The 15,410-nt window shown below is 35.7% G+C and carries 12 protein-coding genes and 1 pseudogene; all 13 read right to left on the bottom strand.

Annotation, left to right across the window (positions count from 1 at the left end):
• Positions 1 to 2: 2 nt before the first annotated feature.
• Entirely contained in the window at positions 3 to 1,145 is a 1,143-nt protein-coding gene (gene wecB, locus ACEN2F_RS14195; RefSeq protein WP_441740392.1) for a non-hydrolyzing UDP-N-acetylglucosamine 2-epimerase, read from the bottom strand.
• A 56-nt stretch (positions 1,146 to 1,201) separates the two neighbouring features.
• Positions 1,202 to 1,471 (bottom strand): annotated as a pseudogene (locus ACEN2F_RS14200) (GxxExxY protein); the annotation flags it as partial.
• A 161-nt stretch (positions 1,472 to 1,632) separates the two neighbouring features.
• A complete protein-coding gene (locus tag ACEN2F_RS14205; protein WP_441740394.1) occupies positions 1,633 to 2,751 on the bottom strand; it encodes a polysaccharide biosynthesis C-terminal domain-containing protein in 1,119 nt (372 codons plus the stop codon).
• Between the two features lie 3 nt (positions 2,752 to 2,754).
• Positions 2,755 to 3,177 carry a WxcM-like domain-containing protein gene (locus ACEN2F_RS14210; RefSeq protein ID WP_441740396.1) on the bottom strand — a complete coding sequence of 141 codons (423 nt, stop codon included), beginning with the start codon at positions 3,175 to 3,177 and terminating at the stop codon, positions 2,755 to 2,757.
• Positions 3,178 to 3,190: 13 nt separating this feature from the next.
• Complete coding sequence (locus tag ACEN2F_RS14215; protein ID WP_441740398.1) at positions 3,191 to 4,222, bottom strand: polysaccharide biosynthesis protein; 1,032 nt, start codon at positions 4,220 to 4,222, stop codon at positions 3,191 to 3,193.
• A 438-nt stretch (positions 4,223 to 4,660) separates the two neighbouring features.
• Positions 4,661 to 5,836: a GDP-mannose 4,6-dehydratase gene (gene gmd / locus ACEN2F_RS14220; RefSeq protein ID WP_441740400.1), complete on the bottom strand. Its 1,176-nt coding sequence runs from the start codon at positions 5,834 to 5,836 to the stop codon at positions 4,661 to 4,663.
• Positions 5,837 to 6,409: 573 nt separating this feature from the next.
• Entirely contained in the window at positions 6,410 to 6,802 is a 393-nt protein-coding gene (locus ACEN2F_RS14225) for a four helix bundle protein (protein WP_441740402.1), read from the bottom strand.
• A 203-nt stretch (positions 6,803 to 7,005) separates the two neighbouring features.
• The gene (locus ACEN2F_RS14230; protein ID WP_441740403.1) at positions 7,006 to 7,845 is read right to left on the bottom strand and encodes a virulence RhuM family protein; all 840 of its coding nucleotides are present in this window, start codon (positions 7,843 to 7,845) and stop codon (positions 7,006 to 7,008) included.
• Between the two features lie 333 nt (positions 7,846 to 8,178).
• A complete protein-coding gene (locus ACEN2F_RS14235; protein WP_441740405.1) occupies positions 8,179 to 9,129 on the bottom strand; it encodes a GDP-L-fucose synthase family protein in 951 nt (316 codons plus the stop codon).
• Complete coding sequence (locus tag ACEN2F_RS14240; protein WP_441740407.1) at positions 9,129 to 10,136, bottom strand: mannose-1-phosphate guanylyltransferase; 1,008 nt, start codon at positions 10,134 to 10,136, stop codon at positions 9,129 to 9,131. The genes ACEN2F_RS14235 and ACEN2F_RS14240 overlap by 1 nt, the downstream gene beginning before the upstream one ends.
• Positions 10,137 to 10,601: 465 nt before the next feature.
• Positions 10,602 to 11,027: an adenylyltransferase/cytidyltransferase family protein gene (locus tag ACEN2F_RS14245; RefSeq protein ID WP_441740409.1), complete on the bottom strand. Its 426-nt coding sequence runs from the start codon at positions 11,025 to 11,027 to the stop codon at positions 10,602 to 10,604.
• A 39-nt stretch (positions 11,028 to 11,066) separates the two neighbouring features.
• On the bottom strand, positions 11,067 to 12,377 hold the full coding sequence (locus tag ACEN2F_RS14250) for a nucleotide sugar dehydrogenase (RefSeq protein ID WP_441740411.1): 1,311 nt from the start codon (positions 12,375 to 12,377) through the stop codon (positions 11,067 to 11,069).
• 1,418 nt (positions 12,378 to 13,795) lie between these two features.
• Positions 13,796 to 14,842, bottom strand: a complete 1,047-nt coding sequence (gene rfbB, locus ACEN2F_RS14255) for a dTDP-glucose 4,6-dehydratase (RefSeq protein ID WP_441740413.1) — start codon at positions 14,840 to 14,842, stop codon at positions 13,796 to 13,798.
• Positions 14,843 to 15,410 lie beyond the last annotated feature (568 nt).

The following is a 15,410-nucleotide window of genomic DNA, read 5'->3' on the forward strand; positions in this document are numbered from 1 at the left end:
TTTTAATTATCGATTCTCCAAACTGTTCGTTTTACATAATCAGTATAGCTCAAAATAATGCGCACCATTTTCTCGGAAACATTAGGCATCGAATAATCGGCCACTGGTCTGAGATTGCGTTCTGCAGTTGTTTTTTGATATTGTAACTGCACCAGACCCTGCATAATTCTCTCCGGGTTTAATCCTACCATCATAACAGATGCTTCTTCCATGGCTTCAGGGCGTTCATGTGCTTCCCTTATATTCAGTGCTCTGAAATTCAATACAGAGGATTCCTCAGATATTGTTCCTGAATCAGACAAAACTGCATAAGACTTCATTTGCAAGGCATTGTAGTCATTAAACCCCATAGGTTTTAAAAACTGAACATTCGAATGCATTTTAATGTTTTTCTTTTCAATCATATTACGCGTTCGCGGATGCGTACTGACGATAATTGGATAGTTGTATTTTTCAGCGATCAAATTTAAGCTATCCATCAGGCCGTGAAAATTCTTTTCACTATTAATATTTTCTTCTCTGTGGGATGAAACAACAAAAAATTTACTTTCTTCCAATTTCAATCTTTCCAAAACATCAGAAGATTCGATAGCAGGTAAATAATGATTTAGCACTTCAAACATCGGCGAACCGGTTTTGATAATTCTATCAGCAGGTAATCCCTCTCTAAGTAAGTATTCACGTGCAATGTCACTATAAGTCAAATTTATATCTGAAACATGATCTACAATTTTTCGATTGGTTTCTTCAGGAACTCTTTGGTCAAAACAGCGGTTTCCTGCCTCCATATGAAAAATGGGTATTTGTCTCTTTTTAGCAGGAATGGCACACAAACAACTGTTAGTATCTCCTAAAACTAAAAATGCATCTGGTTTTTCAGATTCTAATAAAGGGTCAATCTTTATCAAAATCTGACCTATTGTTTCCGTAGCGGTAGCACCAGCCGCATTCAGAAAAAAATCGGGTTTACGAATGGCTAAATCATCAAAGAAAATTTGATTGAGCTCATAATCATAATTCTGACCGGTATGAACAATGATATGTTCTATAGCTTCTGAAGCATCTAAAGCAGCCATTACTCTCGACAATCGTATTATTTCCGGGCGGGTTCCTACAACGGTCATTACTTTTAATTGTGCTTTCATTTTTTTCTATTTCACGCAGATCTCACAGATTTCCGCCGATGTTTACTTTGATTTAATTAAAAATCATTTACTATTCTTGTACTATTTTCTGTTATATTTTCACAATTAAAATTAACTAATATACCGACTTTCTTTCCTGACAATTTCAGATAAGTTAAGAGTTGCTTAAAATGTAATTTAGATAAATCTTCCACAGATTTGATTTCAATAATAACTTTTCCCTCCACCAATATATCTAGTCTAAATCCAATTTCTAAATTGATACCGTCATACAATACTGGAAGCACAACTTGACTTTTAACTTCAAGGTTATGCGTTTTAAGCTCATAAAGTAAAGCAGCTTAATAAACAGACCCCATCAAGCCTGGACCTAGATTTTTGTACACTAAAAATATACATCCTCTAATTTTATAGGTAATATCATTTTCCTCCATAAAACTAAAATTCAATATTCTGCGAATATCTGCGGAATCAGCGTGCCAACAAATTAAACATTTTCAAAATAAGTATCCGGATCATTTGGGTCATAAAACTCATTGATCCAAAAATTGGTATACAACACCTCATCACCAATGTTTTTAATATTGTGAGTATACCAAATCGGCATGTCCACATAAGAAGGTTCAGCTCCATCTAAATAGAAATCCAGTACCTCATCTGTTCCGATTCGTCGCAGTTGAATTAACGCTTTGCCTTTGATTACTGCAAATCGTTCAATTTTTCGAGTATGATAATGATTCCCTCTTGTAATGCCAGGAACCGTTGTGGAAAACGAAACTTGTCCTCCTACACCCAGTCGAATAACCTCTACAAATGAACCCCTGGGATCAATATGCTGAACAAACTTTACTGGAAAATGACCTGCAATATCCATATAACAACGAAAAGTATTGAACAAATTCAATTCAAATGTGTTTTTGATAGCGGGTATTTCTCCTTTATCCTGATATTGCGTTTTATAATTTTCCAATAAAGAAAGTAGTCCTGACACCTTAGATTCTGATGTATGGGAAACTAAAACTTCATCTTTTCCTATGCCGCTTCTAATTTCCTTCAGGATTTCGGCTATTAACTCTCCAACATAAATTAGTTTCACCTCACCGTCAACCTCAATTTTTGGTGTTTCATTATGGGATAATTTATGGCAGAACGTCGCTACAACAGAATTGTAATTTGGATGTCCGAAAGGGCCAAATACATTAGGGATAATCAGTCCGGTAAATTTACCACCTGTTTTTTTAGCCCAATTGATCATCAATTCCCTTCCTTCTCTTTTAGACTTTCCATACAAATTGTCTTTTTCTTCCTGAGTAGATGATGAAAAAAGCACATGTGCTTTAGTCGCTGTGATGGACAACGCATTTGTTAATTTCTTTACCAAACCCAGATTGGTATCATAAATTACTTGTGGGTCATTATGCCGATTCATAGCTGCTAAATGAACAATAACATCACATTTTGATACAAACTCATTTAAGTGATCATCCTCTTCAAAAAATTCTTTTTGAAAATCAACTCTTTCAAATTCCTCAGGAAATAACCCTAAAGTATTGTATAAATGTGTACCAACAAATCCAGCCTGACCAGTAATTCCTACTTTTACCATAATTTACTTTTTTTCATGAAAATAATCCGACTCAAATCGGAATTCATCTTTTACCTCTCCTAATGAATAATCTGCCAGAACCAGCAATTTTGAATCAGGTTCTAACGACTGAATACTGCTCACATATCCTTGAGGAATGTGAATTACATCTAGTTTTTCTGAATTGATTACAAAAGTTAAGCGTTCCAAATCTTTAGTAGGATTATCCCAGTGATCTATTGCAATCAACTGGATTCGAAACGAACCCTTCATAACTGAAAACCATCGTTGTTCTACTTTATGTCCTTGCCACGCTCTTACAAAATCAGTATTTTCATTTTCTATCACATACATTCTTTTGATCACTGAAGCATCAAAATCATTATTGTAAAATAGCGTTCCTCTGGAATCGATATGCCTACCACCTTTTGTTATTTCTGGAATCATTTTATTTTTATAATTACCCTGGCATTTGAGCCACATCTTCACCAAAAATTTCTTTTTTAATTAGGGGCAAATTTACTAATAATTTTTTCATTCCTTCTACACCCAACTGTTCTGTATTGTGAGAATGATAATCTTCAATTAAAGATACGTCTTGCTCCCCTTCCGAGAAATACTGAGCATAATTCAAATCACGGTTGTCTGCCGGAATTCTATAGAAATCGCCCATATCTTCTGCTTTCACCATTTCTTCACGAGTACACAATGTTTCATATAACTTCTCACCATGACGGGTTCCGATTATTTTTATTTCATTATCGGCATTGCAAAGTTCTTTTAAGGCCTGTGCTAAGTCCCCGATCGTTCCTGCTGGTGCTTTATTAACAAATAAATCACCTGAATTACCATGCTCAAAGGCAAACAAAACTAACTCGACCGCTTCCTCCAACGACATTAAGAAACGAGTCATTTTGGGATCTGTGATGGTGATAGTCTTACCTTCCTGAATTTGTTTTAGAAACAACGGAATCACCGAGCCTCTAGATGCCATTACATTTCCATAACGGGTTAAACAAACTGTAGTATCTGTTGTATTTCTTGATGCTGCAATGGCAACTTTTTCCATCAACGCTTTAGAGATTCCCATTGCATTAATCGGATACGCAGCTTTGTCTGTGCTCAAACAAATAACTTTTTGTACTTTATTCGCTGCTGCGGCGTCAATTACATTTTGCGTTCCAAACACATTAGTCTTTGTAGCTTCTAATGGAAAAAACTCGCAAGAAGGCACTTGTTTTAGCGCCGCGGCATGAAACACATAATCCACTCCACGCATAGCACGTTCAACACTTGTATAATCTCTTACATCTCCAATATAAAATTTGAGTTTATCATTTTTTAATTGATTACGCATGTCATCTTGCTTTTTTTCATCACGAGAAAAAATACGAATTTCTTTAAAGTGATCGGTATATAAAAACCGATTTAAGACCGCATTTCCAAAGGAACCCGTACCCCCAGTTATCATTAAAATTTTATCTTTGAACATATTAATTATTTTTTAAATTATATCTATCATTCTTAAACATCATCAAAAACTATTCAGAACATCCAGTAAAACATTTACTTCAACTTCTATTAAACACCTTCTTTTAGTTCCATCTCCGCTGCTTGATTTATTAAAAACCATCAATTTGTCACATTAAAAAAAATTGATCTCTTTTTTTCTATCAAATTTTTGACCTGTACAGTTTCTTTTTTTTAAAGTTCTTATCTCTATTGATTTAAAGTACATTAAAATTAACCTAATAGGCATAATTAAAAAAAAGTTTTTGACACATTTTGTTCCGTTTTACTCCACAAAAATAATCGAACTCACGTTTTGAATACATACGCCCAGACGCTTAAATGATTTACTGTTTAGTTTGTTTAAACGACTATATTTTTCTTAAACAGTTAACTTTTTCCTAAACGATTAAACTTTTCTCTACTCAAAATAATTCAAAGTGGTATAGCCTCCCTCTTTCAGGTACTGGTCTTTTTGCATCAGTTTCACGTCGGATTGCATCATATCATTGACTAAAGCAGGCAAATCATACTGGCATTCCCAGCCCAGTTTGGTGCGGGCTTTTGTGGGGTCTCCAATCAACAGATCGACTTCGGTTGGTCTGAAATATTTTGGATCTATAGCCAGGACTTCTTTCCCAATTTGGGGAAGCTGATTGTTGGCTGTTCGTTTTTGGTCGTTAGTGGGATAGACGCTGTTTTGGAATTTTACGAGATCAATACTTTCGATAATCCCAACTTCATTTACTCCTTGCCCTTCAAAACGAAGGCCGATCCCTGTTGCCGCAAAAGCCATCGTTACAAAATCACGCACCGATGTTGTTTTTCCGGTGGCAATCACCCAGTCTTCGGCTTCCTCCGCCTGTAAAATCATCCACATCATGCGTACATAATCTTTGGCATGACCCCAGTCGCGTTTGGCATCCAGATTTCCTAAGTACACTTTATCTTGTAATCCCAGAGCAATTCTTGAAGTGGCTCGGGTAATTTTGCGCGTCACAAAGGTTTCCCCTCGAATGGGCGATTCGTGATTGAACAAAATACCGTTGCAAGCAAACATTCCGTAGGCTTCTCTGTAATTGACAGTGATCCAAAACGCATACATCTTGGCTACGGCATACGGAGAACGCGGGTAAAAAGGAGTTGTTTCGGATTGTGGTACTTGTTGCACTTTGCCATACAACTCTGAAGTAGAGGCCTGATAAATGCGGGTCTTCTTCTCTAAACCCAGCACGCGCACCGCATCCAAAATACGCAATGCTCCCAAGCCATCTGCATTTCCGGTGTACTCCGGCATTTCAAAAGAAACGGCTACGTGACTCATTGCCGCCAAATTATAAATTTCATCGGGCTGAATTTCTTTGATCAGGCGAATTAAGTTGGTCCCATCCGTCATATCCCCATAATGCAAAAAGAAATTGCGGTTATCCACATGTGGGTCCTGGTACAAATGATCAATCCGATTGGTATTAAATAACGAAGATCGCCTTTTGAGACCGTGAACGATGTATCCCTTTTTCAATAAAAACTCACTTAAATATGCTCCATCTTGTCCGGTCACTCCGGTGATAAAGGCTATTTTTTGTTTCGGATTCATGTTTATTTGTGTGATATTCGTGGTTAATAGTTTAATCGTTTAACTGGTTAATTGGTTAACTGTTTAGATTGTTTAGACGCGATTACACCTTTGCTTTAAAGGGTTAATTGGTTAATCGTTTAAGTGGTTAATTGGTTAACTGTTTAGATTGTTTAGACGATTACATCTTTGCTTTTAAGGGTTAATTGGTTAATCGTTTAAGTGGTTAACTGGTTAGATTGTTTAGACGATTACACCTTTGCTTTAAAGGGTTAATTGGTTGATCGTTTAAGCGATTAATTGGTTAACTGGTTAGATTGTTTAGACGATTACACCTTTGCTTTAAAGGGTTAATTGGTTAATCGTTTAAGTGGTTAATTGTTTGAACTTTTCTTAACCGATTAACCCTTTTCCTAAACGATTAAACTTTTCTTAACCAATTAAACCTTTTCCTAAACGATTAACCTTTTCTTAACCGATTAATCTTTTTCCTAAACGATTAACCTTTTCTTAACCAATTAAACTTCTCCTAAACGATTAAACAGTTAATCTTTTTTCTAACCGATTAAACATTTCCTAACCGATTAAGCCCTTTTAAACTTTCTTCTTCAATATTTCTTTATTATTAATCTGAAATTTATAAAGTCCATTGAGTTTGTTTAAAATAGAATCTAATTTTATTCTGAGTTCCGTATATTTTTCTTCATTTATATACTGCATATCTAATGCCGTATTCAAATGATCTATGGTTTCTAATCCTGTTGAAAATGACATATTGGTAAAATGAGCTTGATCAAAATTAGAAGATCTTCCAGAACCCTCAGCCAAATTTGCAGAAATACTTGCGCTTGCTCTATTTATTTGACTTGTTAAATCAAACCTTTCTTCTTTTGGAAATAACTGGCTCATCAATTTTATATCTATCTTGAATTTTCTTGCCAACTGATAAACCTCTAATTTTTCGAAAGAATAAATGTTGTATTTCATGTCAGGTGGGTTACTGGGTTAACTGCTTAATCGTTTAATTGGTTAATCGTTTAACTGGTTAATCGTTTAATTGTTTTTTAGCGATTAACTTTTTTTTGCAACGATTAAACTTTTTCTAACCGGTTAAGCGATTAAACTTTTCTTAACCGATTAAATTTTTTTTTCAACGATTAAACTTCTTTTAACCGATTAAACCTTCCCTACTACTCGTATAATTTTCCAAGCAATGTTGCAGGATCAATATTCAATTTTGAAAAAGCAAACCATTTTTTACCTAAATCCTTTAGTGATGCTCCTATATGATACACTTCTATTTCATCGATAATCAAAAAACGATCATGAGATTTAGCGAATTCTTTAACTTCGACTGGTTCATATTGAGTATTGAATCGCTCTAAATCTAATTTTAATTGTTTAGAAATACTTTTGGTATAAATAGTAATCCGAACATCCTTGTTTCTTTTTGAAAGTAGTGTAAGTACTGATTCATCAATATAATTATCCAACAGCTCAATCGATATTTTGGCAGATTTTACAATTCTGGATACAAAGGAATGTGCATCAAATACTTGTCCATCGAAGAATATTCCTTGATTAGGTGGGAGATTTGTTTTTAACATCAAATCAAATTCATTGTTTTTATCTTCTAGAGAACTTACTTTTTTTTCTAAAACATCCATTCGATGATGAACAGCATAGCCTTTGAGCAAATAGTTTTTCAGAATTTTGTTTGCCCAAATGCGAAAATGAATCCCTTTATTTGATTTTACTCTATAACCTAAAGACATAATCATGTCTAAATTATAAAATTCTACTTGATACGTCTTACCATCACTTGCAGTTGTCGCAAATTTTGCGACAACTTGAATTCCCTCCAGTTCTTCTCTGAGTGCATTAGAAATATGCTTACCTATAGTTTTAACATCGCGATCAAACAAATCAGCGAGTTGAATTCGATTCAACCACACAGTTTCATCCTTGACCATAACTTCTATTTGGCTGGTAAGAATTTCAGATTGATAAATGATGATTTCGTTATTCATTATTTTACTGAGCGTAAATGGTTTAGAAGGTTAATTGGTTAATCGTTTAACTGGTTAATCGTTTAACTGGTTAATCGTTTAACTGGTTAATCGTTTAATTGTTTTTTAGCTATTACTTTTTTTTTCAACGATTAAACTTTTTTAAACAGTTAAGCGATTAAACTTTTCTTAACCGATTGACTTTTTTTTTCAACGATTAAACTTTTTTAAACAGTTAAGCGATTAAACTTTTCTCTTTAAATGGTTAATCGTTTAATTGGTTAACTGGTTAATTGTTTGCACTTTTCCTAAACGATTAAACTTTTCTTAACCGATTAAACAGTTAACCTTTTTCTATAGCTTCACTTCCTTATACTTATTTATATTCTCCAAGAACCAATCATACGTTTTTTGGATTCCTGCTTCCAACGGCACCTGATGTTTCCATCCTAAAGCGTGCATTTTGGAGGTATCCATTAGTTTTCTTGGAGTACCGTCCGGTTTGCTGACATCCCAAATAATTTCGCCTTGATGTCCTACGATTTTTTGAATGGTTTCTGCCAATTGTTTTATAGTCAGGTCTACTCCGCTTCCTACATTATAAAGGGAATCTGGTAATTTATTTTCTAAAGCAAAAATTACAGCTTCAGCCAGATCATCCACAAAAAGAAATTCGCGCAGCGGTGTTCCACTTCCCCACAGGGTAACAGTAGCATGATTATTTTCTTTTGCCTCATGAAATTTCCGAATCATAGCGGGTAAAACATGTGAGCTGTTTAAATCAAAATTATCGTGTGTGCCGTATAAATTGGTCGGCATTAAGCTGACATAATCCTTTCCATATTGTTTGCGGATGGCTTCACAGGCTTTGACACCTGCTATTTTTGCAATGGCATATCCTTCATTTGTAGGTTCTAGAGGACCGGTCAACAGGTATTCTTCCTTTAAGGGTTGCGGTGCCAATTTAGGATAAATGCACGAACTACCCAGAAAAATAAATTTCTCAACACCCGATTGCAGCGCCGAATCAATCAGGTTATTTTGGATTTGCAAGTTTTGCATCAGGAAATCATAAGGCGAATTCATATTGGCTAAAATGCCTCCCACGCGTGCTGCTGCGTCAATAATTATGGCTGGATTTTCATCTGCTATATAACGGGCAACGGCTTTTTGATCTCTTAAGTCTACTTCTTTGCTGGAAACACCAATGAGATTAGAATATCCCTTGGCCGTTAAGGCTCTCCAAAGCGCTCGGCCTACCATGCCCTGATGTCCTGCAATGTAGATTTTAACGGTATTGTTCATTATTGTAACAAATCTGAATTTACTTTCTCTAAGGCATTGTAGACATTCCTCACCTCTTGCGAAGATTCCTTTTGCAGAATTAAATTAGCATTTTCTGTGTGAACAAAAATAGTGTTCTTGAGCCCCACAAAAGCAGTATAATCAGTAGTCCCAATAACCATGTTCCCATTACTGTCAACAGGATGTCCTGTGGTAACCAAATAATCATATACCGATTCAAACGAACCCAAATCCGACCAAATAAACGTAGAAGGGACCACTTTGATTTTTTTGCTGCGCTCCATCACCGCATAATCGATACTGATTGCTGGTATGTCAAGTGACAATTGTAAGTCTAAATTTCCATTGGTAGAGGCCTCCCAAGCAATTTTAGATTTCTTGTAAATTTCTGGGTTGTACACTTTTAATTCCTCTAGAAAAATGCCGGCTTTAAAACAAAACATTCCACTGTTCCATAGAAAGTTACCTCTGGAGATAAAATCTTTTGCCGAAACCTCATTGGGTTTTTCTCGAAAGGAAACCACATCATCGCCTTTGCGCTCGATATATCCATAGCCCGTTTCCGGTTTGGTGGGTACTATTCCAAAAGTCACAATATATCCTTCTGAAGCTTTTGCAATTCCCTGGTTGATTGCCTCCTCATATTGTTCCATATCATCAATAATATGATCCGAAGGCGTCACAATTAAAATGTCATCCGGATCAGAAGCAAAAGCGGCAAATGCTATCGCAGCAGCTGTATTTCTTGGAGTTGACTCTATAATATCAACATAAGGAGTATTTGTTTTTTCCAAAACTTTTCTGCTGAGATGGCAATTATCAACATTCCCAACCACCATGATGGAGTTGGCAACATTACGATTGCGCTCCACGGTCATTTCAAACAACGACTTATGATCAAATAAATCAAGGTATTGTTTGGGCTGGCTTTTTCTTGATAACGGCCACAATCGGCTTCCCACTCCACCCGTAAGGATGACATGTGTTACTGCAGGCTGTTTTTCCATATTATTGTTTTTGTGATTAGTCGTTTTAAGCGATTAGCTGACTCGATTTTAAAAGATACAAAGCAGCCTGTTGCCGACTATTAAATTATATTTTTATTTAGACAGGAATTAAATTTCTTCTTTCCTTCGTTATTTATTTAAACTTTTCTAGTTTCTATCTAAAAAGACCATGAGAAATCCTTTTGCACGCAAACTATGTTGCTATTTTTAAGGACTTGAATAATTTAGAGTACAGTGACAGCATGAAATAGTTGAGTTTTTATAATATAAATAACCTCACTAATTTCTATAACTACACTTTCTATTTATCTTGAAGTCGTTGAATCTTCGAGTTCAAGAGTGGAATTTACGTCTAATCACATGTAACATGCAGTCGTTTATAGTGTAAATAACTTGTACACATTTTTAAAAAACCCAAAAGCCGATCTTTCTCACTCCCACCTTTCACTACTACCTAAAAGAACCCTACTTCTCCTTCAACAATTCTTTCTCTGCGACTTCTTTTCTCAGGCTGCTGCTTGAAAAGCGATGGTCTCGTATATTAAAAAAAAGTACTATACCCTTTTCTTCGCAGTAGTTTCGTCCCGTAAAATCCTTGTTTTTGTACTCATCACCTACGATGCGTACATCAATTTTAAACGAACGTAAAATATCCTCTAAATCTTGTTCAGTAGCATAGGGAACTATTTCATCTACATGCTTACAGCCTTTGAGTTGGATGTATCGCTCTACCACTGATTGGGTAGGTCTATTTTTTTCAGGACGATCTATAGTAGGATCGGTTTGTAGTCCCACAACTAAATAGTCACACTGTCCTTTTGCTTCTTCTAACATTTTAATATGACCAGCATGCAACAAATCAAAAGCACTGAATGTTATTCCTATTTTCATGTTTTCTACTATTATGGTGTACTCTTTATACTTTTATTTTTATAACCTCCCATCGACTGCATTCCCTAAAACCCCTTTGACATCATACAGCACACTTGTGTTTTTTTGCAATAGCGACAGGTCTAAATCTAAAAAAGCTGCGTGGGCTACCCCTAAAACAACAGCATCATATTTTTGATTGGGCAACACGTTTGTTGTTTCCAATTGGTATTCGTGGTGTACTTCCAGTGGATTGGCCAGAGGATCGTATATTGTTATGACAATTCCATAATCTGTTAAAGCAGCAATGACATCCACAATTTTAGTATTGCGTACATCGGGACAATTTTCTTTGAAGGTGATTCCCAGCATCAAAAGCGAGGCTCCGTTAATAGAAATACCTTTTTTGATCATCAATTTTACGATTTGAGCTGCTACATATTCGCCCATACTGTCGTTCAAACGTCTTCCTGCCAATATAATTTCAGGATGATACCCAAATTCCTGAGCGCGCTGTGCTAAATAATACGGATCGACCCCAATGCAATGACCACCAACCAATCCTGGTTTGAACGGCAAAAAATTCCATTTGGTTCCCGCCGCTTGCAGTACCGCATGCGTGTCAATGTGCATCAGGTTGAATATTTTAGACAATTCGTTTACAAATGCAATGTTGATGTCCCGTTGGGAATTCTCGATCACCTTAGCCGCTTCGGCTACCTTAATAGAAGGCGCTAAGTGTGTTCCAGCTGTAATAACCGAAAGATACAGTGCATCCACTTTTTGAGCAGCTTCCGGAGTAGAACCCGAAGTGACTTTCAAAATCTTATCCACTGTATGTTCCTTATCGCCGGGGTTGACCCTTTCCGGAGAATATCCCACAAAGAAATCTACATTAAATTGCAATCCCGAAACTCGTTCTAAAACTGGAACACATTCTTCCTCCGTTACTCCAGGATACACGGTTGATTCGTAGATGACGACATCTCCTTTTTTTAAAACCTTACCCACCGTTTCAGATGATTTGTACAAAGGCGTTAGGTCTGGACGGTTGTTTTTGTCCACCGGCGTTGGTACCGTGATGATGTAATAATTGCAATCCGCAATAGCAGTGCTTTCAGAAGAAATTAATAACCCCTTAGCAACAGACGGACTCTCGGCTGTACTCGAAAAATCAAAATGGGACACTAATACGTCACATAATGCTTCATTCGAAATCTCCAGTGTAGTATCTGTTCCGGATTGTAAAGCGGCCACTCGGGACTGATTGATATCAAATCCCACAACGGCATATTTGGTCGCGAATAATCGGGCAAGAGGCAGTCCTACATATCCTAATCCAATCACCGCTATTTTTATTCTTGAATTCATTTTTTCTTTAATAGGTACAAATGACTTGTACGTTTTATGATACCGCTTCGCGCTTCCAACTCCCAATAAGGTGTTGAAAACGGAATAATTAACGAGGGCAAATATAAGTACATTATGCTGAGATTTTATTTTTTATTTGTTGGCAAAAACAAAAAATAGCATTTAAAAAACCACAAACTACTAACAATGAAGAAGAAAGGTTTTTAAAATCATTTGAAAAGGTGTGGGAAAATCACCTAAAACGGTGATAAATAAAACACTGAAAAATAGCTTGAAAAATTAGTTTCGCAACATACTAATGTGTCTATTTCCTTTATTTGATAAAAACAAACTAGAACAAAACCATAGCGCTTTAAATCCAAAACACTTTTGCTGTTATTCTGTCGGTGTACCTATCGAAGTTGTCAAACTTTGAAAAAATTCATTGTTTGACTGTTTCTGTGTTAGGAGCATTTCATAAGATAGCGATTCGTTTGTATTCAATTCTTTTCTTTTGGACGATCCAGACTAAAAACTCAATTTTTTTATTAGTCATCGTAAGTTGTTTCGGTGTAAGTATCAAAAACATCCGTTGGGTAGAAATTCGTTTTAGAAAATTTCTGTGTAACGTCGAGACCCTTTTCATTTTAAAAGCTTCTCGATACAATTTTGAACAGTAAAGCTTTCGCATTACTATTCAAAATTACTCGAAGTGACGTGTGCGTGAATCGTTTTTTATTTGAGGTTTTTCTTATTCTCGATATAATTTTGAACAGTAAAGCTTTCGCATTACTATTCGAAATTACTCGAAGTGACGTGTGCGTGAATCGTTTTTTATTTGAGGTTTTCTTGTTCTCGATACAATTTTGAACAGTTAAGCTTTCGCATTACTATTCGAAATTACTCGAAGTGATGTGGTGTCAAGAGTAGTTTTTTGTTATATGTTTTCTTGTTCTCAATACGATTCTACCCAAAAATGGCATCACTGGAACTGAAGAAATTAGAATTAAAAACTCTTTCCTCTGACGGATTACTTTATATAAAATTATGCTCACAAGTCGTGATCTTGACAAGATGGTTTTGACACGAATTTCACGAATTTTCACAAATTGAATCGTGTGGGTAATTAAAAATATGTGCTAATCTTTGGAATTGATAGCAGTTTTTTGGGTTATGATTGTGAATAAATATTTAATTATAGGTACGCTTATTTTGATACTTTTCAGATATTTTTTTTACCACAAATTTCGCAAATTTTCACAAATTGAATTATATAAATAATTGAAAATCTGTGCTAATCTGTGGAATCAGTGGCAGTTTTTTTTTGTTATGATTGTGGACGAGCCTTTGATTAAATAAAACACGCCGTCACTTACGAATATTCGGAACTTTAGATACGGAATTTAATCTCTTTACTACTTGTATTTATTTAGAGCATGTTATTCGTATTGATTTTTATAATACGATGCATATTCACCAGAAGTCACATGATGCAACCATTGCGTGTTGTTCAAATACCAGTCAACGGTTTTTTCCAGTCCTTGCTCAAAAGTTACAGAAGGTGTCCAACCCAATTCCTTGTTTATCTTAGAGGCATCAATCGCATAGCGCAGATCGTGCCCTGGCCTGTCTTTTACGTAAGTGATCAATTGCTCCGAAGTTCCAGGAGTTCGTCCTAGTTTACCATCCATAATCGTACATAACAATCGGACCAGATCAATATTTTTCCATTCGTTGAATCCCCCGATATTATAAGTTTGGTGATTTTTTCCGTTGTGAAAAACCAAATCAATAGCCAAAGCGTGATCGATCACAAAGAGCCAATCCCGGGTGTAATTCCCATCGCCATAAACCGGCAACGGCTGGTTATTGATGATATTATTGATAAATAATGGAACCAATTTTTCTGGAAAATGATTGGGGCCGTAATTATTAGAACAATTTGTCAATACGTACGGCAGCTGATACGTTTCGCCATACGCTCTGACAAAATGGTCCGAGCTGGCTTTAGAAGCTGAATAAGGAGAATTTGGATCGTAAGCGGTGGTTTCCGTAAAAAGGCCTTCCGCGCCCAAAGAACCATACACCTCATCAGTGCTAATGTGATAAAATCGCTTTCCTTCAAAGTTATTGTTCCAAATCGTTTTGAATGCGTTAAGTAAGTTCACTGTACCCAAGACATTGGTTTTCACGAATGCCATTGGATCGGTGATAGAGCGATCCACATGAGACTCTGCCGCAAGGTGAATAACCCCCTCAAATTGATGTTCTATAAACAAAGCATCTATAAAAACAGCATCGACTATATCTCCTTTAATAAATGTATAATTGGGCGCATCTTGAATGTCGGCATTATTTTCTAAATTTCCGGCATACGTCAGCATATCCAGATTGTAGATATGGTACTCAGGATATTTAGTAACAAATAACCGAACCACATGAGACCCTATAAAACCTGCCCCGCCTGTAATTAGTATTTTTTTCATAGCTTTTTATATAAAGAGTAGTCTTGATCTGTACTACTGTTAGTTATAATTTTTTGTCTCACTGAGCAAAGTCGATAGGCAACACTGTTTATTAACTGCAATTGAACTCAATTTCGTTACAATTAAAGATTCGTCAGTTCGAGTTGCGTAGAAATTTATATTAGAAAAGTTCTGTGTAGTATCGAGAACTTTTTCTTTTTAAAAGCTTCTCGATACAATTTTGAACAGTAAAGCTTTCGCATTACTATTCATAATTACTCGAAGTGACGTATATCAGAATCATTTTTTATTTGATATTTCCTTGTTCTCGATACAATTTTGAACAGTAAAGCTTTCGCATTTCTATTCGAAATTACTCGAAGTGACGTGTATTAAGAATCGTTTTTATTTGATATTTCCTTGTTCTCGATACAATTTTGAACAGTAAGGCTTTCGCATTACTATTCGAAATTACTCGAAGTGACGTGTGCGTGAATCGTTTTTTATTTGACATTTCCTTGTTCTCGATACAATTTTGAACAGTAAGGCTTTCGCATTACTATTCATAATTACTCGAAGTGACGTGTGC

This window comes from Flavobacterium sp. W20_MBD1_R3, assembly GCF_052119725.1.
Lineage (GTDB): Bacteria > Bacteroidota > Bacteroidia > Flavobacteriales > Flavobacteriaceae > Flavobacterium.